This is a genomic window from Streptomyces sp. NPDC007907, assembly GCF_042959365.1.
Classification (GTDB): Bacteria; Actinomycetota; Actinomycetes; order Streptomycetales; family Streptomycetaceae; genus Streptomyces; species Streptomyces indiaensis.
The window spans coordinates 259,578-284,149 of record NZ_JBIBKR010000001.1 but is presented as its reverse complement, the minus strand read 5'-3'; the positions used below and the strand labels follow the sequence as shown (position 1 = coordinate 284,149).

The following is a 24,572-nucleotide window of genomic DNA, read 5'->3' as shown; positions in this document are numbered from 1 at the left end:
TGCTCCTGAGAGGGGTACCCGCAGGAGCCTTCCCACCCTATTCGGGTGAGCAATCCGGCACTTTGTTAACTACTCACGCGTATGTCGACACACAAGACCGGCCTCGTCCGCGACGGACGAGGCCGGCCCCCGGCGTGGCTGCCGCTTCGCCCTACTCGCGCGGCACCCGCAGTAATTTGTCCGGCGAACCGATGCCGCGGCCGGAGACCTTCCCGGTCGCCGCTGACACCGTCAAAGCCCTCCCGACCTGCGCCGGAGTCGCTTTCGGATGATCGGCCAAGTAGAGCGCGGCGACGCCGGCGGCATGCGGAGACGCCATCGAGGTACCCGAATACGTTGCCCGCGCGGTGTCGCTCGCCGCGGAAGCGGAGGTGATTCCGACGCCCGGGGCGAACAGATCGAGGGCCGGACCGTCATTGGAGAAGGCCGGTTTTGCATCCTCCTGGTCGCTCGCCCCCACCGTGACGGCCTGCTCGACGCTCCCCGGCGAGTACAGGCCGGCCGGCCTGCCGTCGTTGCCCGCGGCGACCGTGTAGGTGACCCCGGAGGCGATCGAGGCGCGGACGGCGGCGTCCAGCCGCTCGTTGCGCGGTCCGCCCAGGCTGAGGTTGGCGACCGCGGGCTTCCTCGCGTGCCGGGTCACCCAGTCGATCCCGGCGATCACCCGGGCCGTGGTGCCCGCGCCCGCGGCGTCGAGGACGCGCACGGAGATGATCCGGGCCTTCTTGGCGACGCCGTGGACCGTCCCGGCGACCGTGCCGGCGACATGCGTGCCGTGGCCGTTGGCGTCCGAGGCGACCCGGTCGTCCCCCACGAAGTCCCAGCCGTGGCCCGCCCGGCCCGCGAAGTCCCGGTGGGTGGTGCGGACGCCGGTGTCGATCACGTACACCGTCACCCCCGCCCCGGCCGACCGGGGCCAGGTGTAGCTCCGGTCCAGCGGCGGCCTCGGCTGGTCGAGGCGGTCCAGCCCCCAGGACGGAGGGTTCTTCTGCGTGCCCTCGAGCCGTACGCGGGTGTCCTGGACGACCGAGGCGACCCGCGGGTCGGCGGCCATCCGCCCGGCCTGTCTCCCGTCCGCCCGGACCGCGTAGCCGTTCAGGACCGTGCCGTAGGTGTGGCTGATCGTCACCCCGTACTTGTCGGCGAGGCCCTTTCCGGCCGCCGACCGGGCCTGTGTGCCCTCCTTCAGTGTCACCAGGTAACTGCCGTGCACGGAGCCGGGTGATCCGGCGCCGAGTATCCGCCCCTCCGGTACGGCGTGCGCGGGCAGGGTGATGGCCGAAAACGCGGCGGCGCAGACCGCCGCCGCCAGGCCCCCCGTCCGGCGCAGACGCCGCTCGCGCGTCCGAGCCATGGTCCGAGTTCCCCTCCTCGACTCGGCGTACGGCTGCCGCGCGGCGCCGCGTGCGGCGGGCGCGGGCCGGTACGCCACAGGCAGCCTCTCGTGGCGTGTGAAGCACCACAAGGACGCCTATGGGTGCGGATTCGGCCATATCCGCGGATGGTGCGGTTCAAGCCGATCGGGGGTCCGGTGGCGGAGCCTCAGCGGCGCGGGCGCCGACGCCGGTACTGTCGTAGGAGACGTCGTCGAAGCCCTGCGAAATCCAGCGAACGCGCCGAGGTGGAACCCGTGAAGGCGATCCGTCGATTCACCGTCCGACCCGTTCTCCCCGACCCCCTCCGGCCGCTCAGCGACCTGGCCCGCAACCTGCGCTGGTCATGGCACGCGGAGACCCGGGACCTGTTCCGGTCCGTGGACCCCGAGCGATGGGCCGCCTCGGGCGGCGACCCCGTCCGGCTGCTCGGCAGCGTGCCGCCCGCACGGCTGGCGGAGCTCGCCGGGGACGACTCGTTCCTGAGCCGCCTCGCCGCGGTCGCGGACGATCTGCGCGACTACACCACCGGCGACCGCTGGTACCAGGCCCAGCCCGAGGAACTGCCGTCCGCGATCGCCTACTTCTCACCCGAGTTCGGCATCACGGCCGCCCTGCCCCAGTACTCCGGCGGCCTCGGCATCCTGGCCGGCGACCACCTCAAGGCGGCCAGCGACCTCGGCGTCCCGCTGATCGGCGTCGGCCTGCTCTACCGGCACGGCTACTTCCGCCAGACGCTGTCCCGCGACGGCTGGCAGCAGGAGCACTATCCCGTCCTCGACCCGAACGAGCTGCCCGTCGCCCAGCTCGAGGAGCCCGACGGCACCCCCGCCCAGGTCGCTCTCGCCCTGCCCGGCGGGAGGCAGTTGCGCGCCCGGATCTGGCTGGCGCAGGTCGGCCGGGTCCCGCTGCTGATGCTGGACTCCGACGTCGAGGAGAACGACCTCGGCGAGCGCGGCGTGACCGACCGGCTCTACGGCGGCGGCAGCGAGCACCGGCTGCTGCAGGAGATGCTCCTCGGCATAGGAGGGGTCCGGGCGGTACGGACGTACTGCCGGCTGACCGGCCACCCCGAGCCTGAGGTCTTCCACACCAACGAGGGGCACGCCGGCTTCCTCGGCCTGGAGCGCATCGCCGAACTCTGCGCCGAGGGACTGGACTTCGACGCCGCGCTGGAGTCGGTCCGGGCCGGAACCGTCTTCACCACCCACACGCCCGTCCCGGCCGGCATCGACCGCTTCGACCGCGAGCTGGTCGCCCGGCACTTCGGCCCCGACGCCGAGCTGCCCCGCATCGACGTCGACCGCGTCCTGCGGCTCGGCATGGAGAGCTACCCGGGCGGCGAGCCCAACCTGTTCAACATGGCCGTGATGGGCCTGCGCCTGGCCCAGCGCGCCAACGGCGTGTCACTGCTGCACGGCAACGTCAGCCGCGAGATGTTCTCCGGCCTGTGGCCCGGCTTCGACGCCGACGAGGTGCCGATCACCTCCGTCACCAACGGGGTGCACGCACCCACCTGGGTCGCCCCCGAGGTGTTCCGGCTCGGCGCCCGGCAGATCGGCGACCGGCGCGCCGAGGACGCGATGACGGTCGGCGGCTCGGAGCGCTGGGACTCCGTGGCCGACATTCCCGACCAGGACATCTGGGACCTGCGGCGGGTGCTGCGCGAGCAGCTCGTCGAGGAGGTCCGCGAGCGGCTGCGCGCGTCCTGGCGGCAGCGCGGCGCCGGCACGGCCGAACTGGGCTGGATCGACAACGTGCTCGACCCGGACGTGCTGACCATCGGCTTCGCCCGGCGCGTCCCGTCGTACAAGCGGCTGACGCTGATGCTGCGAGACCGGGACCGGCTGATGGATCTGCTGCTGCACTCCGAGCGACCGGTCCAGATCGTCGTCGCGGGCAAGGCGCACCCCGCCGACGACGGCGGCAAGCGGCTGGTGCAGGAGCTGGTGCGGTTCACGGACGACCCGCGGGTGCGCCACCGGATCGTGTTCCTGCCGGACTACGGCATGGCCATGGCACAGAAGCTGTACCCCGGCTGCGACATCTGGCTGAACAACCCGCTGAGGCCGCTGGAGGCCTGCGGCACCTCCGGCATGAAGGCCGCGCTGAACGGCTGTCTCAATCTGTCCGTCCTGGACGGCTGGTGGGACGAGTGGTTCCAGCCCGACTTCGGCTGGGCCATCCCCACGGCGGACGGCGTCGGAACCGACCCGGACCACCGTGACGACCTGGAGGCGGCGGCGCTGTACGACCTGCTGGAGCAGCGGGTGACGCCCCGCTTCTACGAGCGCGGGCGCAGCGGGCTGCCGGACCGGTGGATCGAGATGGTCCGGCACACGCTGAGCCTGCTCGGGCCGAAGGTGCTGGCGGGGCGGATGGTCCGCGAGTACGTGGAGCGCCTCTACGCGCCCGCCGCTCTCTCCCACCGGTCCACGGGCCCGGACGCGGCACGCGACCTCGCCGCGTGGAAGGGGAAGGTGCGGGCGGCGTGGCCGGAGGTCACCGTCGACCATGTGGAGACGTCGGCGTCAGAGGCGCTGGCCGAGCTGGGGACGACGCTGGGGCTGCGGGTACGGGTCGGGCTCGGTGCGCTCGGGCCGGACGACGTGGAGGTGCAGGCCGTCTCCGGGCGGGTCGACGAGGAGGACCGGATCGGGGACGCGACGGTCGTGCCCCTGAAGCCGGTGGGGTCTCCCGACCAGGACGGGCGCTGGGTGTACGAGGGGCCCTTGTCGCTGGATCGCACCGGGCCTTTTGGGTACACGGTGCGGATCCTTCCCGCGCATCGGCTGTTGGCTTCCAGCGCGGAGTTGGGCCTGGTTGCGGGGCCTTCCGAGGAGCTGGTGGAGGCTGCGGGGTTGTTGATGCGGTGAGCTTGCCGTCCGCGGGCGCGTGGGGGCTCGTCGCGCCCACGCGGCGGAGCCGCAGATCGATACAGCCCCGCGCCGCTAGGCCGGCTCGCCGCCTCGCGTCGCCAGGTTCCGCAGGACACTGCCGCACCTGCGTGCGTACGCGTGCTGGAAGCCCCTGGTCGCCGGGCCGCCCGCCTTGGCGTACCACTTGGCCGGGCGGCTGAACGCGTTCACCGTCAGCCAGACCGTGCCGTCTCCCGTGCGGTCGACCACGAAGGACTCCTCGCCGGCCTCCGGGTGGCCGGGCAGCGTGCCGTAGGCCCAGCCCGCCCGGCGGGGTTCCTCGACCGTCCAGACCACGCGGCAGGGGGCCTTGATCATGCCGGCGAGGGTGACGGTGACGTCGACGCCGGGGGCGGCCCGGTCTGCGCTCGCGTCGAGGCCGACGCCCATCGCGCGGTGCATCTCCCAGGTGAGGACGGCCTCCGCGGCCCGGCGGAAGACCTCCTCGCCCTCGCCGATGCGGGTGCGTACGTTCATGGGACGAAAGCCCGGCGGGCAGAAACCCTGATCACGGGTGGCGCCGACATCGGCGTAGGTGAAGTCCTGCGATTCCGTAGAAGACACGGTCCCCAAGACTAGGGCGGTACCCGGATCCGCTCGGGGTCCGGGTACCGCCCGTGGTCGTGCTTCGGTCAGCCGACGTTCACGGCCGACCAGGCGGCGGCGACCGCCTTGTACTCGGTGCTGGACGCGCCGTACAGCGCGGAGGCCGCGTTCAGGGTCGCCGTGCGGGCCTGCGCGTACTTGGTCGTCGACGTCATGTACGTCGTCAGCGCCTTGTACCAGATCTGCAGCGCCTTGGTGCGGCCGATGCCGGTGACCGTGGAGCCGTTGGACGTGGGCGAGTTGTAGGTCACGCCGTTGATCGTCTTCGAGCCGCTGCCCTCGGACAGCAGGTAGAAGAAGTGGTTGGCGGGACCGGAGGAGTAGTGGACGTCCACGCCGCCGAGGCCGGCGGACCAGCTGTCCTTGGACGAGCCGTCCTTGCTGGGCTTGTCCATGTAGCGCAGCGGGGTGCCGTCGCCGTTGATGTCGATCTCCTCGCCGATGAGGTAGTCACCGACGTCGGAGGAGTTGCCCGCGAAGAACTCGGCGCCCGCGCCGAAGATGTCGCTGGTGGCCTCGTTCAGACCACCGGACTCGCCGCTGTAGTTCAGGCCCGCCGTGGCCGACGTCAGCCCGTGGCTCATCTCGTGAGCGGCCACGTCCAGCGAGGTCAGCGGGTGGGTGTTGCCCGAGCCGTCGCCGTAGGTCATGCAGAAGCAGCTGTCGGACCAGAAGGCGTTGACGTAGCTGTTGCCGTAGTGGACCCGCGAGTAGGCGGCCTTGCCGTCGTTGCGGATGCCGTTGCGGCCGAAGGTGCTCTTGTAGAAGTCCCAGGTGATCTGGGCGCCGTAGTGCGCGTCGGCGGCGGCGGTCTCGGCGTTGGACGGGTCGCCGGTGCCCCAGACGTCGTCGGCGCCGGAGAAGAGGGTGCCGGTGCCGGAGGTGCCGCGGTTGAGGTTGTAGGTCTTGTGGCCGCCGCGGGTGCCGTCCGTGAGGTTGTACGTCGACCCGGACTTGGTCGTGCTGAGGGTGACCTGGCCGCTGTAGGTGGTGTTGCCGGTGCCGGTCTCGATGCCCTGGTACTCGTAGAGCTTCTTGCCGGTGGCGGCGTCGGTGATGACGTGCAGCTCGTTCGGGGTGCCGTCCTCCTGGAGGCCGCCGACGACGGTCTCGTAGGCGAGGACCGGCTTGCCGCTCGCGGCCCAGATCACCTTGCGGGGAGCGGACTTCGCCTCGGTCTTGGCCGAGCCGGCTGCCTTGGCGAGGGTCACGGCCTGCTGCTCGGCCTTGGCGGCGGTGACCTCGGGCTTGAGCGAGGCGACCTTGACGGCCGCCTTGGTGGCTCTGGTGACGCCCGAGGTCGCGCCCGACTTCGACTGGTGCACCACGAGGTCGCCGCCGAGGACCGGCAGGCCCGCGTAGGTGCGCTCGTAGCGGGTGTGGACCGAGCCGTCGGCGTCCTTCACGACGTCCCTGACGACCAGCTTCTCCTGGGCGCCGAGGCCTATCGCGTCGGCGGTCCTGGCGGCGTCGGCCTGCTGCTCCTGGATGAGCGCGGTGCGGGCGGGAGCGGAGAGCAGGACGGGGGCCGCGGCGAGGGCCGGCTTGCTCGCGGAGTCGGCGGCGGCGCTGCTGCCGGCGGTCAGGCCGGTGGTGAGCAGGGCGCCGGCGGCGACGGCGGTGGCGATGGCCAGGGTGGCGCGCTTGTGACGCGCGTAGAGAGAGGTGGACACACAAGCTCCTCGACGTGGGGGAAGTGCTGTGGTGCTGTGCGGGTGGGGGAAGAGTGGCACTGGGGACGCGTACATGTCAGGAGTGAGGCGTGATGTTGGCCGGAACTCGACGGCCAGATGTACGCGAGGACACGTGAAACGGACGCCGCCCCGGGGGATTCGAACCCACCGGGGCGGCGCCCTGACTCGAGGGCCTGAAGGCCTGTGGAGCTACCGGTCTACGGGAAGGTCAGCTTCCAGCTGTTGATGTAGCCGGTGTCGATGGCCGCGTTGTCCTGGACCCGGAGGTTCCAGACGCCGTTGGCCACCTCGGAGGAGGCGTTCACCGTGTAGGTGGTGTTGATGTTGTCCGCGCTTCCGCCGGTGCCGTAGCCCTTCAGCGTGTACACCGTGCCGTCGGGGGCGACCAGGTCCACCTTGAGGTCACCGATATAGGTGTGGACGATGTCCACCGCGACCTGGAGGTTGGACGGCGCGTTGCCCGTCCGGCCGGAGACGGTGACCGGCGAGTTGACCGCCGCCCCCCGGTCCGGGATCGCCACGTCGGCGGTGTTCTCGAAGGACGTGCCACCGCCGCCCCCGCCGCCGGAGCGGGTGCCGACGTTGACGCCCGCCCACGCGTCCTGGACCGCCTTGTACTCGGCGCTGTCCGTGCCGTACAGCTCACCCGTGGCCGCGAGGGTGCCGGTGCGGGCGCCCGCGTAGTTGGTGTTCGAGGTGAACTTCGTGGTGAGCGCGCGGAACCAGATCTTCTCCGCCTTGTCCCGGCCGATGCCGGTGACCGGGAGGCCGTCCGAGGTGGACGAGTTGTACGTGACACCGTTGATGGTCTTGGTGCCGCTGCCCTCGGAGAGCAGGTAGAAGAAGTGGTTGGCGGGGCCCGACGAGTAGTGCACGTCGATCGAGCCGATGCCCGAGTACCAGCTGTCCTTGGACGAGCCGTCCTTGCTCGGCTTGTCCATGTAGCGCAGCGGGCTGCCGTCGCCGTTGATGTCGATCTCCTCGCCGATGAGGTAGTCACCGACGTCGGAGGAGTTGTTCGCGTAGAACTCGACCGTCGATCCGAAGATGTCGGAGGTGGCCTCGTTCAGACCGCCGGACTCCCCGCTGTAGACGAGGCCCGCGGTGTTGGACGTGACGCCGTGGGTCATCTCGTGACCGGCCACGTCGATGGACGTCAGCGGGTGGGTGTTGCCCGACCCGTCGCCGTAGGTCATGCAGAAGCAGCTGTCGGACCAGAAGGCGTTGACGTAGTTGTTGCCGTAGTGGACGCGGGAGTAGGCGCCGACGCCGTCGCCCTTGATGCCCGAACGCCCATGCACGTTCTTGTAGTAGTCCCACGTCAGGGCGGCGCCGTAATGCGCGTCCGCGCCCGCGGTCTCCGCGTTGGAGGCGCTGCCGTTGCCCCACACGTCGTCGGGACCGGAGAAGAGGGTGCCGGTGCCGGAGGTGCCGCGGTTGAGGTTGTAGGTCTTGTGGCCGCCGCGCGCGCCGTCGGTGAGGTTGTACGTCGACCCGGACTGCGTGGTGCCGAGCGTCACCGTGCCGCTGTACATCGTGTTGCCGGTGCCGTTCTCGATGCCCTGGTACTCGTAGAGCTTGGCACCGGTGGCGGCGTCGGTGACGACGTGCAGCTCGTTCGGGGTGCCGTCCTTCTGGAGGCCGCCCACGACGGTCTCGTAGGCGAGGGTGGGCTTGCCGCCGGCCGCCCAGACCACCTTGCGCGGCGCCTTGTCGATGTCGGCGCTCTTGGTGTCGTCCGCCTTGGCTACGGCCAGCGCCTGCTTCTGCGCCTTGGCGGCGGAGACGGCGGCGGTGGTGGTGGCCGGCTTGATGGCGGCGCGGGTGGCCTTGACGACCGCCTTGGTCGCACCGGACGCGGCGGTCTTGACGACCAGGTCGCCGCCGAGGACGGGCAGGCCGTCGTAGGTGCGCTCGTAGCGGGTGTGGACCGTGCCGTCGGCGTCCTTCACGACGTCACGGACGATCAGCTTCTCCTTGGCGCCCAGGCCCAGGTCCCGGGCCGTCTGCGCCGTGCGGGCCTCGGCCTCGCGGATCAGCGCGGCCCGCTGGGCGGGGCTGAGCTTGACCGACTGCGCGCCGGGGATCGCCTTGCCCGCGGCCGACGGTGCCTGCTCGGGGGCCGCGACGGCGGTGCCGCTCTGGACGGCGGCGGCGATCAGCGCGGCGACGCCGGCGAGGGCGACGGCCGCGGTGGTGTGGGGAGTGCGTCTGTGGGAGGTGCCTCTTCGCGAGGAACTGCTTCTCAACACTGACTCCTTCTGCGGGACCGGGGGTCGCCCGGCCTGGGGAGGTGGAGGTGTTGCTGTGGGGTTCCTGTGGAGCAGTCGTGGGAAGCGTGGCAGGGGAGGGCGCTTTCTGTCAGGACCGCGTCAAAAGTATGGCCGGAAACAGTTCGTTGTCCGGAAGTTCATGTTCGGTATGCGGACGCTTCGCCGGGCAGACGCTTCTCGACCCCCGGGCGCAGCGGCGCCGGGCCCGCGAGCCGTCGGTACGGCGACGACCCCCGGCCCGGCGAATGCGGAACCCGGGCGCCGCCGCCCCGCGCCCTACGCCAGGCTGTCCCGCCAGGCCCGGTGCAGATCTGCGAACCGGCCGGTCGCCGCGATAAGTTCGGCCGGTTCGCCGTCCTCCACGATCCGGCCGCCTTCCATCACCAGGACCCGGTCCGCGATCTCCACGGTCGACAGCCGGTGCGCGATGACCACGGCGGTACGGCCCTTCAGCACCGTCGTCATGGCCCGCTGCACCGCACGCTCCCCGGGGACGTCCAGCGAGCTGGTCGCCTCGTCGAGGATGAGCACCGCCGGGTCGGCCAGCAACGCCCGGGCGAAAGCGACCAGTTGCCGCTGCCCGGCGGAGATCCGGCCGCCCCGCTTGCGCACGTCGGTGTCGTAGCCGTCGGGCAGGGCGCTGATGAAGTCGTGCGCGCCGATCTCCTTGGCCGCCTGCTCCATCTCCTCGCGGGTGGCGTCGGGCCGGCCGATCGCGATGTTGTCGGCGACCGTGCCCGAGAACAGGAACGTCTCCTGCGTCACCATGACCACCCCGCGCCGCAGTTCGGGCACGGCGAGGTCGCGCAGATCGACGCCGTCCAGCAGCACCCGGCCGCCGGACGGGTCGTAGAACCGGGCCAGCAGCTTGGCCAGCGTCGACTTCCCGGCGCCCGTGGAGCCCACGACCGCGACCGTCTGCCCCGCCGGCAGGGTGAGGTCGAACGCGGGCAGCACCTCCCCGCCGGTGCGGTAGCCGAAGCGGACGGAGTCGAAGACCACTTCCCGGCCCGGATGTTCGCCCTCCAGCGGCGGAAGCCGGCGCGGGGCGGCCGGCTCGGGGACCGACGGGGTCTGGGCGAGCAGGCCGGCGATCTTCTCCAGCGAGGCCGCCGCCGACTGATAGGAGTTCAGGAACATCCCGAGCCGGTCGATCGGGTCGTACAGCCGCCGCAGGTACAGCACGGCCGCCGCCAGCACACCGAGGGCCAGCGTGCCGTCCGCCACCCGGTAGCCGCCCCACAGGACGATGGCCGCGACCGCCGTGTTGGCGACCAGCCGCGAGCCGGTGACGTAGCGGGCCATCTCCAGCAGCGCGTCGCCGTTGACCCGCTCGTGGCGCCGGTTGAGCTCGCCGAAGTCCGCGTCGTTGGCCGACTCGCGACGGAACGCACGCACCGGCCGGATGCCGTTCATCGTCTCGACGAACTTCACGATCACGGCCGCGATGGCGGTCGACCGCGCCCGGTACACCCGCCCGGCCCGCCGCCGGTACCACCGCACGAGCGCGGCGAGCGGCACCAGGGAGGCCACCGCCACGCTCCCCAGACCCGGGTCGAGCCAGAGCAGCATCGCCGAGATGTAGACGAAGGACAGGATCACCGTCACGAGTTCCTGGAGACCCTCGTCCAGCAGTTCGCGCAGGGACTCCACGTCGGTCGTGGAGCGGGAGATGAGCCGGCCCGAGGTGTAGCGCTCGTGGAAGTCGACGCTCAGCGCCTGCGCGTGGCGGAAGATCCGGCCGCGCAGGTCCAGCAGCACGTCCTGGCTGACCCGGGCCGCGGCGGAGACGAAGGCGAACTGCAGCCCGCCGGCGGCCAGCGCGCACGCCAGATACGCGACGCCCACCGCGATCAGCGGCCCGTGGTCCTGTGCCCGGAACGCCGGCACACCGCGGTCGATGGCGTACGCCACGAGCAGCGGACCCGCCTGCACGACCGCCTGCTGGAGCAGCAGCAGAAGCGTCGTGCCCGCGACCCGGGCCCTCATGGGCGCGAGCAGGGAGCGCAGCAGGGTCCCGGTGGCGCCCGGCGGGGTGGGCAGGACGTCCCGGTCGAAGGGGTCGCCCAGGGAGGGGGCCCGGTCGTCGGGCCGGTCGCCGGGTTTGCTGCCGGCCGGTGCGCCGGTGGCCGTCGTCATCGTGCGCCCTCCTCTTCCCCTGACATCAGATGCGCGTACTCGGCGTTGGTGCGCAGCAGTTCGTGGTGGGTGCCGACCGCGGCGATCCGGCCGCCGGACAGCAGGGCGACCCGGTCGGCGAGCAGCACGGTGGACGGGCGGTGCGCCACGATCAGGGCGGTGGTGTCCGCGAGGACCTGCCGCAGTGCGGCCTCCACGGCGGCCTCCGTGTGCACGTCCAGCGCCGACAGCGGGTCGTCCAGGACGAGGAACTCCGGCTGCCCGACGACGGCCCGGGCCAGCGCGAGACGCTGGCGCTGCCCACCGGAGAGGCTGAGACCCTGCTCCCCCACCTGGGTGTCGGTGCCCTGGGGCAGGGCGTGCGCGAAGTCGGCCTGGGCGACGGCGAGGGCACGCTCCAGGTCGGCTGTCCCGGCGGTGTCGCCGGCCCCCATGAGAACGTTGTCGCCGACCGTGGCCGAGAACAGGGTCGGCTCCTCGAAGGCCATGGCGACCTTGGCGCGCAGGGCCTTCCTGGACAGCTCCGTGATGTCGACGCCGTCGAGGGTGATGCGGCCCGAGGTCACCTCGTGGAGGCGGGGGACGAGTGCGGTGAGAGTGGTCTTGCCGCTGCCGGTGGCACCGACCAGGGCCATGGACTCGCCGGAGCGGATGTGCAGGTCGACGTCTTGCAGCACGGGCGGGGAGCCTGGCTCGGCGTCCGGGTAGCGGAACCGGACGTGGTGGAAGCGGAGCCCCGTGTCCCGCGGGTCCTTCGCGCCGGTCCGCGCACCGGAGGTGGCGTGTCCGGAGGCGGTGTGCTCGGTCTCCTCGTCCATCACCTCGAAGAACCGCTGCGTCGCCGTCGCCGCCTCCTGGCTCATCGCCAGCAGGAACCCGATCGACTCGACCGGCCACCGCAGCGCCAGCGCCGTCGACAAGAACGCCACCAGCGTCCCGGCCGACAGGGCGCCGTCGGCCACCTGGACGACCCCCACCACCAGCGCCGCCCCGATCGCGACCTCCGGCAGCGTCACGATGACGCCCCAGATCGTCGCCAGCAGCCGCGCCTTGCGCAGCTCCGTGCCGCGCAGCGTCCTCGACAGGTCCCGGAACGCCCGGGCCTGACTGCGGTGGCGGCCGAAGCCCTTGATGATGCGGATGCCGAGCACGCTCTCCTCGACGACCGTCGTCAGGTCGCCCACCTGGTCCTGGGCCCGCCGGGCCACCCGCGCGTACCGCTTCTCGAAGACCACGCAGGTGACCACGACGGGCACGGCCGGCCCGAGGACGACCAGCCCGAGCGTCCAGTCCTGGAGCAGCATGACGACCACGCCGACGACGATCGTCACGCCGTTGACCAGCAGGAACGTCAGGGGGAAGGCGAGGAACTGGCGCAGCAGCATCAAGTCGGTGGTGGCCCGGGACAGCAACTGCCCCGAGGCCCACCGGTCGTGAAAGGCCACGGGCAGCCGCTGCAGGTGCCGGTACAGCCCCGCCCGCATGGACGCCTCGACGTGGGTGAGCGGACGGGCCACCAGCCACCGCCGCAGCCCGAACAGCAGGGCCTCGGCGAAGCCGAGCAGCAGCAGGTACAGCGCGCCGAGCCACACGCCGGCCGGGTCCCGCCGGGCGATGGGCCCGTCGACCATCCACTTCAGGACGAGCGGGATCACCAGGCCCACGCAGGAGGCGAGTATCGCCACGAACGCGGCGCTGAACAGCCGCGCCCGCACGGGCCGCACGTACGGCCACAGGCGCAGCAGCGAACGCACGGCGGAACGGTCCTGGACGGGGGCGGGTGTCGTGGCCATCAGCAGCGAGCCTACGGATCGCCACTGACACTGCCCACCGAGTTTCCGCCGGACCCGACTCGGTCCTTGGTCCTACGACCTGCGTGTTCGACGGGCCGGCCCGGACCCGTCGCACCCACCGGAGGGGGATGCCCGGCCGGCCCGGACAGGGCAGCGGGGTCCGGTCGGCCTTCTCCCAGGCGGTCCTCGGCTCCGCCGGCAACTCCGGCCGGTCCGGCGCGGGACCGGCCTGCTCGCGCCGGTCCGGCGCCGCGCTCCGCCCCTTCGGTGAAACGATGCCTCAGCCCGTCACTCGCAGCAGCAGTACCGCCCGCGCCGGCATCGTGATCTCCGCTCCCGCCCGGTGCTCCACGGCCGGCGCCTCCCCCTGCTCCTCCAGGCTCGTGTCCACGACCACCTCGTAGCGCTCGGCCCAGGGCGGTCCCGGCAGCACGAAGTCCACCGGCACCTCGCCCGCGTGCAGCACGGCCAGGAAGCTGTCGTCGAGGATCTGCTCCCCGCGTTCGTCGCGGCCCGGGATGTCCCGGCCGGACAGGTACATGCCCAGTGTGGCGGCGGGCGCGTACCAGTCCTGCTCGGTCATCTCCGTGCCCCGGGAGGTGAACCACGCCAGGTCGCGCAGCCCGTCCGCGGTCTGCGCCCGGCCCGAGAAGAACGCCCGGCGCCTGAGCACCGGGTGCCGGTGGCGCAGCGCGATCAGCCGGGAGGTCAGCGCGAAGAGGGCCTGCCAGCCGGGGTCCTCCAGCAGCTCCCAGTCCAGCCAGCCGATCTCGTTGTCCTGGCAGTACGCGTTGTTGTTGCCGCGCTGGGTGCGGCCCAGTTCGTCGCCCGCGACCAGCATCGGCACGCCCGTCGACAGCAGCAGCGTGGTCAGCAGGTTCCGCAGCTGGCGCCGCCTGAGCGCCCGTACGCCCTCGTCGCCCGTCTCGCCCTCGGCGCCGCAGTTCCAGGCCCGGTTGTCGTCCGTGCCGTCCCGGTTGCCCTCGCCGTTGGCCTCGTTGTGCTTGCACTCGTAGGACACCAGGTCCCGCAGGGTGAAACCGTCGTGCGCGGTGATGAAGTTGACGGACGCGTACGGCCTGCGCCCGCCCCAGGCGTACAGGTCGCTGGAGCCCGACAGCCGGTAGCCCATCTCCCGGACGTCCGGCAGCGCGTGCCGCCAGAAATCCCGTACGGCGTCGCGGTACCGGTCGTTCCACTCCGTCCACAGCGGCGGGAACGCCCCCACCTGATAGCCGCCCGACCCCACGTCCCACGGCTCGGCGATCAGCTTCACCCGGCGCAGCACCGGGTCCTGGGCGATGACCGCCAGGAACGGGGAGAGCATGTCGACGTCGTGCATCGAGCGGGCCAGCGCCGCCGCCAGGTCGAAGCGGAAGCCGTCCACGCCCATCTCCGTCACCCAGTAGCGCAGCGAGTCCGTGATCAGGCGCAGCACGTGCGGCTGGACCACGTGCAGGGTGTTGCCGCAGCCGGTGTAGTCGGCGTAGCGGCGGGCGTCGTCCTGGAGGCGGTAGTAGCCGCGGTTGTCGATGCCCTTCAGGGACAGCGTCGGGCCCAGTTCGCCCGCCTCCGCGGTGTGGTTGTAGACCACGTCGAGGATGACCTCGATCCCGGCCGCGTGCAGGGCGCGCACCATCCGCTTGAACTCGCCGACCTGCTGTCCTCTCGTCCCGGAGGCCGCGTAGGCGGCGTGCGGTGCGAAGTACCCGATGGAGTTGTAGCCCCAGTAGTTCCTGAGGCTCCTGCGCAGCAGGTGGTCCTCGTGGGCGAACTGGTGCACCGGCAGCAGCTCCACCGCCGTCACGCCCAGCCTCACCAGGTGCTCGATCGCCGCCGGGTGCGCGAGACCGGCGTAGGTGCCCCGCAGCTCCTCGGGGATGCCGGGGTGGAGCTGCGTGAAGCCCTTGACGTGCAGTTCGTAGATCACCGAGTCGGCCCACGGCGTCTTCGGCCGGCGGTCGTCGGACCAGTCGTCGTCATCGTGGACGACGACGCCCTTCGGCACGTACGGCGCCGAGTCCCGGTCGTCGCGCACGGTGTCGGCGACGTGCTGCTGCGGCCAGTCACGGACGTGCCCGTACACCTCCGGCGGCAGGCCGAAGTCGCCGTCGACCGCGCGGGCGTACGGGTCGAGCAGCAGCTTCGCCGGGTTCCAGCGGGCGCCCGTCCACGGGTCCCAGCGGCCGTGCACCCGGTAGCCGTAGCGCTGCCCGGGCAGCACGTCCGGGACGAAGCCGTGCCAGATCTCGTGGGTCAGCTCGGCGAGCCGCACCCGCGACTCCTTGCCCGACTCGTCGAACAGGCACAGCTCGACGCCCTCGGCCCCGCCCGCCCACAACGCGAAGTTGGTGCCGGCCACCCCGTCCGGGCCGACCCGGAACCGGGCACCCAGCGGCGTCGGCGCGCCCGGCCACGCGGGCACGGTGGGCGGCGGCGCGGCCTTCCGCGCGCCGTTCACGGCGGCCGTCTGGCGCCCGTTCCCGGTGGCCCGATGACCGGCCACCGCCTCCTGCTCGGCTGCGCTGGACACCTGTCAGCCTCCCACCGGCTCGTGGGACGACGGGGGACAGAGAGGCGCGGCCCTGTGCTGCGGCCCGGGTCGCGGCTCCCTGCGCGTCGTCCTCCCCACTGTTCTGCCCAGAGCATGCGTCGCACTCACGTTTCCCCGGGGGCGGGCATGGTCGTTTCCCCGGGACGAGGCCGGTCGTTGGGCACCGCGTGAGGCACGTACAAGGGCGCGCGCGGCGCGCGAGGGCCGCGCTGGCCGCCGTAGTGACATGGGCAGGGCTCCTCGCCGGGGCCACGGGCTGTACCTCGGACGACGCGGGCGGACTCGCCGGGGTGTTCGGCGCGCCCCCGGCGCCCGATGACGTCATCAAGGTCTCGCCCGACGACGGCAGCAGGGGTGTGCGCCCCGGGAGGACGCTGCGGGTGCGCGTGCCCGACGGCCGGCTGGAGAAGGTGAAGGTCGTCAGGTCGCAGGACGCACAGGAGACCCCGGTGCCCGGGCACCTCTCCGCCGACGGCCTGACCTGGGAACCGGACGAACAGCGGCTCGCGCTGGCCGCCAAATACACCGTCGACGCGGTGGCGGTGGACGGCGACGGACACCGCTCGGCCCGGCACACCACCTTCACCACCCACGTCCCCGAGGAACGCTTCATCGGCTACGTCGCCCCGGAGAACCGTGCCACGGTCGGCATCGGCATGATCGTCTCCTTGGAGTTCAACCGCGAGATCACCGACCGCGCCGCCGTCGAACGCGCGGTCCGGGTCACTGCCCGCCCGCCCGTCGAGATCCGCCCGCACTGGTTCGGCGCGACCCGTCTCGACTTCCGCCCCCGGGACTACTGGAAGCCCGGCACCCAGGTCACCGTCGCCCTGCGGCTGCGTGACGTCGAGGGCGCACCCGGCGTCTACGGTCTGCAGCACAAGACGTTCTCCTTCACCGTCGGCCGCAGCCAGGTCTCCGTGGTCGACGCCGCCGCGCACTCCATGGAGGTCCGGCGCGACGGCGAGCCCCTCGCCACCGTGCCCGTCACGGCGGGCGCGCCCAAGAACACCACGTACAACGGCAAGATGGTGGTGACCGAGATGCTCGACGTCACCCGCATGGACGGCGCCACGGTCGGCTTCAAGAAGCGCGACGGCAAGGGCGAGTACGACATCCCGGATGTTCCGCACGCCATGCGGCTGACCGACTCCGGCACCTTCCTGCACGGCAACTACTGGGCGCACCGCACCGTGTTCGGCCGCAGCAACGTCAGTCACGGCTGCATCGGGCTGCGCGATGTGAAGGGCGGCGGGTCGGACACCCCGGCCGGCTGGTTCTTCGACCGCAGCCTCGTCGGGGACGTCGTCGAGGTCGTCAACAGCAATGACAAAAAGGTCTCTCCCGACAACGGACTCGGAGGATGGAATATGGGCTGGAATGCATGGAAGGCGGGCAGTGCGGTGAAGTAGCCCGACAAGGAGGCGGGTTGAGCCGGCGATCTGTTGGGACCGAACAGTGACAATCGCGGGCCGCCCGTGCCGTGCACCCTGTGGTTACTATTCGCCGACGCGCGGGGGACGCGCGGGGTGCGGGCCTGACCAGGCCCTGGGAGGGGAGAACCACGTGAACGGGCGACCGATATCGGGGGCGTCGGTTGGGCGCAGGAACGCAATGCTCGCGTCCGCGATCGGCGTGCTGCTGCTCGCCGCGACGGCGTGCGGTGGCGGGGGGACCGGCTCCGGTTCCGGTGAGGGCGACGCCAAGGGCAACGACTCGGGCGCCGCGCAGAGCAAGCAGTCCGAGGCGGTCGTCGGCATCACGCCCAAGGACGGGGCCAAGTCCGTCGACACCAGCGGTGCGCTGAAGGTCACCGCGTCGAAGGGCAAGCTGACCGAGGTCGAGGTCAAGGACGCCGAGGGCAGGAAGGTCGACGGCGAGATATCCGGGGACGGCGCCAGCTGGACGCCGTCCACCCATCTGGCCGGTGCCACCAGGTACACGGTCCACGCGGTCGCCAAGGACTCCGAAGGCCGCACCGCCGCGGAGGACGCGGGCTTCACCACACTGACCCCTGAGAACACCTTCACCGGCACCTTCACCCCCGAGGACGGTTCGAAGGTCGGCGTCGGGATGCCGTTCTCCATCCGCTTCTCCCGGGGCATCACCAGCCCGCAGGACGTCGAGAAGGCCATCCGCATCAAGACGGAGCCGGCCGTCGACGTCGAGGGCCACTGGTTCGGCAACGACCGCCTCGACTTCCGCCCCGAGAAGTACTGGAAGCCCGGCACCAAGGTGACCGTCGACCTGAACCTCGACGGCGTCGAGGGCCGCTCCGGCGTCTACGGCGAGCAGGACAAGACGGTGAAGTTCACCATCGGCCGCAACCAGGTCTCGGTGGTCGACGCCAAGAAGCTCACGATGAAGGTCATGCAGGACGGCAAGACCATCAAGACCATCCCGGTCACCACCGGCCAGCCCGGCATGGAGACCTGGAACGGCCAGATGGTCATCAGCGAGATGCTCACGGTCACCCGGATGAACGGCGAGACGGTCGGCTACGGCGGCGAGTACGACATCAAGGACGTCCCGCACGCCGTCCGCCTCACCACCTCCGGCACCTTCCTGCACGGCAACTACTGGGCGAGTGGCGCCTTCGGCAACTACAACGCCAGCCACGGCTGCATTGGTCTGCGCGACGTGCGCGGCGGCTGGGACAAGAAGGTGGCGGCCGCGTGGTTCTTCAACCACTCGATGGTCGGCGACGTGGTGGTCGTCAAGAACTCGAAGGACCGGATCGTCGACCCGGACAACGGGCTCAACGGCTGGAACATGTCCTGGGAGCAGTGGAAGAAGTAGGCGTCGCAGGACGTGGGGCCCCGGTGTGACCGACTACACCGGGGCCCCTTCTGTTAGTCCCGGTTAACCTGCTGCCCATGACCGTCTCTCTCGAAGTCGCTGAAGGCGTCGGCACGATCCGTCTCGACCGCCCGCCCATGAACGCGCTGGACATCGCCACGCAGGACCGGCTGAAGGAACTCGCCGAGGAGGCCACGCGCCGCGAGGACGTGCGGGCCGTGGTGATCTACGGCGGCGAGAAGGTGTTCGCGGCCGGCGCGGACATCAAGGAGATGCAGGCGATGGACCACACCGCGATGGTCCTGCGCGCCCGTGCCCTCCAGGACTCGTTCACGGCGGTGGCCCGGATCCCCAAGCCGGTCGTCGCGGCCGTGACGGGCTACGCGCTGGGCGGCGGCTGCGAACTCGCCCTGTGCGCGGACTTCCGCATCGCCGGCGAGAACGCCAAGCTCGGCCAGCCGGAGATCCTGCTCGGCCTGATCCCCGGCGCCGGCGGCACCCAGCGCCTGGCCCGCCTGGTCGGCCCCTCCAAGGCCAAGGACCTCATCTTCACGGGCCGGATGGTGAAGGCCGGGGAGGCCCGTGAGATCGGCCTGGTCGACCGGGTCGTCCCCGCCGACGAGGTGTACACCCAGGCGCACGCCTGGGCGGCGAAGCTGGCGCAGGGTCCGGCGCTCGCGCTGCGTGCCGCGAAGGAGTCGATCGACACCGGCCTGGAGACGGACATCGACACGGGCCTCGCGATCGAACGGAACTGGTTCGCGGGTCTGTTCGCCACCGAGGACCGCGAGCGCGGGATGCGCAGCTTCGTGGAGGAGGGGCCGGGCAAGGCGAAGTTCCTCTGAACGTTCCTCCAGGGGCTTGCCGTTGACGCGGTGTCTGACCCGCGGTCCCTCGATGGGGCGGTTTATGACAGCCTTAAGGCAACCTTAAGCGTGCCGGAACGGGAGAGTCCGGCGATTGTGCCGGAATAAGACGTTCCAGCAGTTCAGGGCAGGTGTCGGCGACGCCGAGGTGCCTCTGGCATATGACGGATGATCGCCGGCCCGCCCCTCGTTCCCCGGGGTGTATTCCCCGGGAACGGCCCCTTCGGGTGCTCCGGGCGGCCATGATGGGGGCATGGCGGGGCTGGAGGGTATGGAACAGCCGCGGGGACACGCACATGCGGCCGCGGCGCGCTGGTCGCCGACCGTCGAGGACGAACACGCGCTCAAGGCGCTGGAGTTGTACGGCAACCCGGCGGAGGCAGAGGTTCCACTGCCGTCCCGCCCCGAGTCCGCCGCCACCGCGAGACGCCTCACCCAGGTCGTGGTCCTGCGCCACTGGGGCCTCACGCCCAAGACCACCGAGGACGCGGTCCTGCTCGTCTCCGAACTGGTCGGTAACGCCGTACGCCACACCGGCGCCCGGGTCTTCGGGCTGCGTCTGCACCGGCGCCGCGGCTGGATCCGCGTCGAGGTCCGCGATCCCTCCCGCGGCCTGCCCTGCCTGATGCCCGTCCAGGAGATGGACGTCAGCGGCCGGGGCCTGTTCCTCGTCGACAAACTCGCCGACCGCTGGGGGGTCGATCTGCTGCCCCGGGGCAAGACGACCTGGTTCGAGATGCGGGTCGCCGACCGCTGAACGCGCCCGATGCCTCACCCGGTCGCCGGACGGACGAATCACTGGTTTCCCCGTCAGGCGCCCATTAAATGGTGCAATGCGCCCCCATCTCGTCAAGAGCATCCTGGTCGCGGGTGCCGCCCTCGCCGTCCTCGCCGCCTGCGGTACCGCGAGCGGGGAGCGGACCTCCGAGGCGCGCGGCACCGAGGCCGCCGTGCCCGCCCCGTCCGAGAAGAAGCCCGTGGAGGGACTGCCCGGCATGCCGCCCGTCCTGGACCCCGAGGACGTGTACGCCGCCGACCGCCCGAACAGGCTGTCCCCCGTGGTCGAGGACTTCCCGTCCCGGGTCTACGTCCCCAACACCGAGTCCGACACGGTCACCGTCATCGACCCGAAGACCTACGAGGTCACCGAGACGATCCGGGTGGGCCGGCAGCCGCAGCACGTCGTCCCGTCCTGGGACCTGAAGACGCTGTGGGTCAACAACAACCGCGGCCACACCCTCACCCCGATCGACCCGAGGACCGGCAAGGCGGGCAAGGAGGTCGAGGTCCACGACCCCTACAACCTCTACTTCACACCCAACGGCAGATACGCCGTCGTCATGGCCTCCCTCGACCGCCAACTGGTCTTCCGCGACCCGCACACCATGGAGGTCCGGAAGACCGTCCCGGTCTCCTGCTACGGCGTCAACCACGCCGACTTCTCCCTCGACGGCCGCTACTTCATCGTCTCCTGCGAGTTCAGCGGCGAGCTGCTCAAGGTCGACACGGAGAAGATGGAGGTCGTCGGGCAGCAGCGGCTGCCGTTCCAGGGCGCCATGCCGCAGGACGTGAAGGTCTCGCCCGACGGCAAGAAGTTCTACGTCGCCGACATGATGGCCCACGGCATGTGGGTCCTGGACGGCGACCGGTTCGGCAAGCCCACCCTGATGCCCACCGGCAAGGGCTGCCACGGCCTGTACGTCAGCCGCGACTCGCGCGAGATGTACGTGACCAACCGCGGCGAGGGCACGATCTCCGTCTTCGACTTCACCCAGGACAGGCTGACGAAGAAGTGGCAGCTGCCCGACGGCGGCAGCCCCGACATGGGTGGCGTCTCCGCCGACGGCAAGGTGCTGTGGCTGTCCGGCCGCTACGACGCCGAGGTGTACGCCGTCGACACCCGCACCGGTATCCAGCTCGCCCGCATCCCCGTCGGCAGCGGCCCGCACGGCCTCGCGGTCTACCCGCAGCCCGGCCGCTACTCGCTCGGCCACACCGGCGTCTTCCGGTGAGACGGGACCGGTGACGGCCGCCGGGCGGGGTGCTGGCCGGCGAGACGACCGTCGCCCGGATCGCGGACGCGCACGTGGTCGCGCTGGACGCGCAGATCCGGTCGCTCAAGGTGACCCGTGCGGTGCTGTCGACCGTGGCGAAGCGGGGTTCCGGCATGCAGGAGATGACGCTGCTGAACCGTCTGGCACGGCTGTCGGCGGCCGAGCGGCGGCGCATCGTGGAGGACTTCGTGGACGAGGTGTTCCACGGGCTTGACACCGCGGACCCGGTCATCCGTGAACGCATGCGCAGCACCGCCGCCGACCTGCCCGAGGAACCCACCCCCGAGCAGGTCGACGCCTGGCTGGAGCTGGCCGAGATGCTCGCTGATCCGGACTTCCGGGCCCAGATGCGCACGGTGGCCGAGTTCAACGCGGCCGACCACGGTCACGGCACCCCCGCCGGGGCGTCCCTGTGGTTCTCCCGGCGGCTGGTGCAGTGGGGAGCCCGGGCCCGCGAGCGCGGGATCGCCCCCGGATCGCCGGAGGCGGCCGAGGTGCTGGGCGAGCTGCTGGGGGACGCCGACCCGGCCGTGGTGCTGAGCCGGTTGCGGTCGCACGCCACCGACCGGGTCGCCCGGTACCGCGAGTTGCTCGCCCTGGTGAAGGGCACCGGGCCCGAGGCGACGTACCAGGAGGAGTTCGCCTGGGTGGTCGCCGCGCTGGAGGCGCACACGGCCGGTTAATCTGACCTGCGTCAGACCTGCGCCAGCAGGACGTACAGCACGAGATGAGGGGCGGACCGGTGGCGGACATCGAGGAAGCACGCAAGCAGTTCGAGCGGATCGATACGGACGGGGACGGATTCATCACCGCTGCCGAGTTCAAGACCGCCCTGGCCGGGTCGGGTGACTGGAACGTCACCGAGTCGGTCGCCGAGGTCGTCATCAAGACCCGTGACCTCGACGGCGACAAGCGGCTGAGCTTCGACGAGTTCTGGGCCTACCTGAACAAGTAGGCGCCCGGCTCGCCCTGCCGAGCGAAGGGGCCCGGTCCACGCTGCGGACCGGGCCCCTCGCCGCACCCGGAGCCGGAACACCCCCCCGCCGGTCGACCCGGATCACGGGACTCCCCTGTACACCAGTCAGGAAGGCCCTGGCGGAGGCGTCCCCGGAGCGCATGCCGGAGCCGCGGACAGGTCAGGCCTCGTCGGCCCACGTGCGCAGCGCCGCCTTGCTCTCGAAGGCGGCCACGTTCTTGTCGTGCGGGTCCTCGGTGTACTGGTGGAAGCGCCACTTGGCCTTGATGCGGGGCTTGCCCGCGGAGACGTAGTCGGCGATCCACAGACCGTCGCCCGCATAGGACGACGTGTCGACGTTCAGCCAGAAGTGCCGGTTGCAGTAGAGGACCACGCGGTTCTCCGGCCGGAGGTCCTTCAGCTTCCGGATGAACCGGTCCTTCTCGGAGTTGCTCGCGTGTGTTCCCTCGCCGGTCGTCTCCCAGTCGACGGCGAGGATGTCGCCCGGCCGGTCCGGGGCCTTGGCGACGAAGTACTCGGCCTGGGCGGTGAGGTTGCCGGGCCACAGGAAGTGGTAGAAGCCGACGACCAGTCCGGCGTCTCTGGCCCGCTTGGCCTGGGCGGCCAGCTTGGGATTGACGTAGGAGCGGCCTTCGGTCGCCTTGACGAAGACGAAGGAGAGGCCGTCGGTGTCGTAGGAGGAGCTCTGGTAGGCGCTCACGTCGATTCCGCGCAGCATGGGGGTCTCCCTGGAGTGCACGTGGGGGAGGGGGAGTCGGACCACCTTGGCACGTGCCGGCGCCGGCCGATACGGAAAGGCCGACTTCGGTCGCGTGCGGGGGTTGGAGGTCCCCCGGGTCCGGGGTGTGGTGATGCCCCCGCTGCGGCGGCCTTACGCCGGGCGCGAGGCGGCTCGCACCCGGCGCTCGTGCACGAAGGGCGGATTCAGGAGGCGGAGGAGGTGACCGGGGAAGCGGGCGCGCCGGTGACGGAGGCGGCCTCACCGGAGTCGAGGGAGAGGATCGAACTGACGCGGTACGAGATGCCGGGTCTCACGGTCACTGCGACGATGTCAGGCATCTCGCCTTTCGGTTTCTCCGGATCCCCATGTGAGTAGCCCAGGCGGGACGGTTCAGCACTCGATGATGTTCACCGCCAGCCCGCCCCGGGCCGTCTCCTTGTACTTCACCGACATGTCCGCGCCGGTGTCCTTCATCGTCTTGATGACCTTGTCCAGGGACACCTTGTGGGACCCGTCGCCGCGCATCGCCATGCGGGCGGCCGTGACGGCCTTGACCGCGGCCATGCCGTTGCGCTCGATGCAGGGGATCTGCACCAGCCCGCCGACCGGGTCGCAGGTCAGGCCGAGGTTGTGCTCCATGCCGATCTCCGCGGCGTTCTCGACCTGCTCGGGCGAGCCGCCGAGGACCTCGGCCAGGGCGCCCGCGGCCATGGAGCAGGCGGAGCCGACCTCGCCCTGGCAGCCGACCTCGGCGCCGGAGATGGACGCGTTCTCCTTGAAGAGCATGCCGATCGCGCCCGCGGCGAGCAGGAAGCGGACCACGCCCTCCTCGTCGGCGCCGGGCACGAAGTTGACGTAGTAGTGCAGGACCGCCGGGATGATGCCGGCGGCGCCGTTCGTGGGGGCGGTGACGACCCGGCCGCCGGCGGCGTTCTCCTCGTTGACCGCCATCGCGTACAGGGTGATCCACTCCATGGCCAAGGCCAGCGGGTCGCCCTCGGAGCGCAGCTTGCGCGCGGTGTTGGCGGCCCGGCGGCGCACCTTGAGGCCGCCCGGCAGGATGCCCTCCTGGGACAGTCCGCGCGCCACGCAGTCCCGCATCACCTGCCAGATCTCCAGCAGGCCAGCGCGGATCTCCTCCTCGGTGCGCCAGGCCCGCTCGTTCTCCAGCATCAGCGCGGAGATGGACAGACCCGTCTCCTCGGTCAGGCGCAGCAGCTCGTCACCGGTGCGGAAGGGGTACTTCAGCACGGTGTCGTCGAGCTTGATGCGGTCCGCGCCGACCGCGTCCTCGTCGACGACGAACCCGCCGCCCACCGAGTAGTACGTCTTCGTCAGCAGCTCCGCGCCCGAGGCGTCGTACGCCCACAACGTCATGCCGTTCGCGTGGTACGGCAGGGCCTTGCGGCGGTGCAGGACCATGTCGTCGTCGAAGGAGAACGCGATCTCGTGCTCGCCGAGCAGGTTCAGCCGGCCGCCGGACTTGATCGCCTCCACCCGTTCGTCCGCGCTCGACACGTCGACCGTCCGCGGCGAGTCGCCCTCCAGGCCGAGCAGCACCGCCTTGGGCGTGCCGTGGCCGTGCCCGGTCGCGCCGAGCGAGCCGTACAGCTCCGCACGGACCGAGGCGACGGACCTCAGGAGCTCCTCGTTGCGCAGCCGCCGGACGAAGAGGCCGGCCGCCCGCATCGGGCCGACGGTGTGGGAGCTGGACGGGCCGATGCCGATCGAGAACAGGTCGAAGACCGAGATGGCCACGGGGGAACTCCTGACTACGGGGGTGGTGCAGAGGGGGGTGGGTGCCGC

General features: G+C 71.2%; 16 protein-coding genes and 1 pseudogene. 8 read left to right on the top strand and 9 right to left on the bottom strand.

What is annotated here, in order from left to right:
* Nucleotides 1-151 precede the first annotated feature (151 nt).
* Nucleotides 152-1,354: a S8 family serine peptidase gene (locus tag ACFZDI_RS01280; RefSeq protein ID WP_391246983.1), complete on the bottom strand. Its 1,203-nt coding sequence runs from the start codon at nucleotides 1,352-1,354 to the stop codon at nucleotides 152-154.
* Nucleotides 1,355-1,630: 276 nt separating this feature from the next.
* Between ACFZDI_RS01280 and ACFZDI_RS01275 the strand changes: the two genes are divergently transcribed.
* Nucleotides 1,631-4,249, top strand: a complete 2,619-nt coding sequence (locus ACFZDI_RS01275; RefSeq protein ID WP_391246981.1) for an alpha-glucan family phosphorylase — start codon at nucleotides 1,631-1,633, stop codon at nucleotides 4,247-4,249.
* A gap of 75 nt (nucleotides 4,250-4,324) precedes the next feature.
* On the opposite strand, the gene ACFZDI_RS01270 is transcribed toward ACFZDI_RS01275, so the two are convergent.
* The 6 genes from ACFZDI_RS01270 to glgX form a co-directional block, all read right to left on the bottom strand.
* Nucleotides 4,325-4,855 carry a DUF1990 domain-containing protein gene (locus ACFZDI_RS01270; RefSeq protein ID WP_372486528.1) on the bottom strand — a complete coding sequence of 177 codons (531 nt, stop codon included), beginning with the start codon at nucleotides 4,853-4,855 and terminating at the stop codon, nucleotides 4,325-4,327.
* Nucleotides 4,856-4,923: 68 nt separating this feature from the next.
* Entirely contained in the window at nucleotides 4,924-6,570 is a 1,647-nt protein-coding gene (locus ACFZDI_RS01265; protein WP_391246979.1) for a M4 family metallopeptidase, read from the bottom strand.
* Between the two features lie 218 nt (nucleotides 6,571-6,788).
* Nucleotides 6,789-8,840, bottom strand: a complete 2,052-nt coding sequence (locus ACFZDI_RS01260; protein ID WP_391246977.1) for a M4 family metallopeptidase — start codon at nucleotides 8,838-8,840, stop codon at nucleotides 6,789-6,791.
* A gap of 300 nt (nucleotides 8,841-9,140) precedes the next feature.
* Nucleotides 9,141-11,003, bottom strand: coding sequence for an ABC transporter transmembrane domain-containing protein (locus tag ACFZDI_RS01255; protein ID WP_391246975.1), 1,863 nt, complete (start codon nucleotides 11,001-11,003; stop codon nucleotides 9,141-9,143).
* Nucleotides 11,000-12,796: an ABC transporter transmembrane domain-containing protein gene (locus tag ACFZDI_RS01250; RefSeq protein WP_391246972.1), complete on the bottom strand. Its 1,797-nt coding sequence runs from the start codon at nucleotides 12,794-12,796 to the stop codon at nucleotides 11,000-11,002. The genes ACFZDI_RS01255 and ACFZDI_RS01250 overlap by 4 nt, the downstream gene beginning before the upstream one ends.
* Before the next feature lie 280 nt (nucleotides 12,797-13,076).
* The gene (gene glgX, locus ACFZDI_RS01245) at nucleotides 13,077-15,329 is read right to left on the bottom strand and encodes a glycogen debranching protein GlgX (protein ID WP_391246970.1); all 2,253 of its coding nucleotides are present in this window, start codon (nucleotides 15,327-15,329) and stop codon (nucleotides 13,077-13,079) included.
* Between the two features lie 188 nt (nucleotides 15,330-15,517).
* Between glgX and ACFZDI_RS01240 the strand changes: the two genes are divergently transcribed.
* The 7 genes and pseudogenes from ACFZDI_RS01240 (at nucleotide 15,518) to ACFZDI_RS01210 (ending at nucleotide 22,024) form a co-directional block, all read left to right on the top strand.
* A complete protein-coding gene (locus ACFZDI_RS01240; RefSeq protein ID WP_391246968.1) occupies nucleotides 15,518-16,762 on the top strand; it encodes an Ig-like domain-containing protein in 1,245 nt (414 codons plus the stop codon).
* Nucleotides 16,763-16,916: 154 nt separating this feature from the next.
* The gene (locus ACFZDI_RS01235; RefSeq protein WP_391246966.1) at nucleotides 16,917-18,149 is read left to right on the top strand and encodes an Ig-like domain-containing protein; all 1,233 of its coding nucleotides are present in this window, start codon (nucleotides 16,917-16,919) and stop codon (nucleotides 18,147-18,149) included.
* Between the two features lie 77 nt (nucleotides 18,150-18,226).
* On the top strand, nucleotides 18,227-18,994 hold the full coding sequence (locus tag ACFZDI_RS01230) for an enoyl-CoA hydratase/isomerase family protein (RefSeq protein WP_234845371.1): 768 nt from the start codon (nucleotides 18,227-18,229) through the stop codon (nucleotides 18,992-18,994).
* A gap of 220 nt (nucleotides 18,995-19,214) precedes the next feature.
* Entirely contained in the window at nucleotides 19,215-19,772 is a 558-nt protein-coding gene (locus ACFZDI_RS01225) for an ATP-binding protein (protein ID WP_391246964.1), read from the top strand.
* Nucleotides 19,773-19,848: 76 nt separating this feature from the next.
* Complete coding sequence (locus ACFZDI_RS01220; protein WP_391246962.1) at nucleotides 19,849-21,027, top strand: YncE family protein; 1,179 nt, start codon at nucleotides 19,849-19,851, stop codon at nucleotides 21,025-21,027.
* A 29-nt stretch (nucleotides 21,028-21,056) separates the two neighbouring features.
* Nucleotides 21,057-21,752 (top strand): annotated as a pseudogene (locus ACFZDI_RS01215) (MerR family transcriptional regulator); the annotation flags it as partial.
* Nucleotides 21,753-21,811: 59 nt separating this feature from the next.
* On the top strand, nucleotides 21,812-22,024 hold the full coding sequence (locus tag ACFZDI_RS01210; RefSeq protein ID WP_234845368.1) for an EF-hand domain-containing protein: 213 nt from the start codon (nucleotides 21,812-21,814) through the stop codon (nucleotides 22,022-22,024).
* A 181-nt stretch (nucleotides 22,025-22,205) separates the two neighbouring features.
* Here ACFZDI_RS01210 and ACFZDI_RS01205 read toward each other — a convergent pair whose 3' ends face one another.
* Nucleotides 22,206-22,763 carry a GH25 family lysozyme gene (locus tag ACFZDI_RS01205; RefSeq protein ID WP_391246960.1) on the bottom strand — a complete coding sequence of 186 codons (558 nt, stop codon included), beginning with the start codon at nucleotides 22,761-22,763 and terminating at the stop codon, nucleotides 22,206-22,208.
* Between the two features lie 393 nt (nucleotides 22,764-23,156).
* Nucleotides 23,157-24,524: an L-serine ammonia-lyase gene (locus ACFZDI_RS01200; RefSeq protein ID WP_234845366.1), complete on the bottom strand. Its 1,368-nt coding sequence runs from the start codon at nucleotides 24,522-24,524 to the stop codon at nucleotides 23,157-23,159.
* Nucleotides 24,525-24,572 lie beyond the last annotated feature (48 nt).

What these genes read in the sequence shown, in the direction of transcription:
- ACFZDI_RS01280 (WP_391246983.1), bottom strand. Translation starts at nt 1,354, where the DNA reads ATGGCTCGGACGCGCGAGCGGCGTCTGCGCCGGACGGGGGGCCTGGCG.
- ACFZDI_RS01255 (WP_391246975.1), bottom strand. Translation starts at nt 11,003, where the DNA reads ATGACGACGGCCACCGGCGCACCGGCCGGCAGCAAACCCGGCGACCGG.
- ACFZDI_RS01250 (WP_391246972.1), bottom strand. Translation starts at nt 12,796, where the DNA reads ATGGCCACGACACCCGCCCCCGTCCAGGACCGTTCCGCCGTGCGTTCG.
- ACFZDI_RS01230 (WP_234845371.1), top strand. Translation starts at nt 18,227, where the DNA reads ATGACCGTCTCTCTCGAAGTCGCTGAAGGCGTCGGCACGATCCGTCTC.
- ACFZDI_RS01220 (WP_391246962.1), top strand. Translation starts at nt 19,849, where the DNA reads ATGCGCCCCCATCTCGTCAAGAGCATCCTGGTCGCGGGTGCCGCCCTC.
- ACFZDI_RS01205 (WP_391246960.1), bottom strand. Translation starts at nt 22,763, where the DNA reads ATGCTGCGCGGAATCGACGTGAGCGCCTACCAGAGCTCCTCCTACGAC.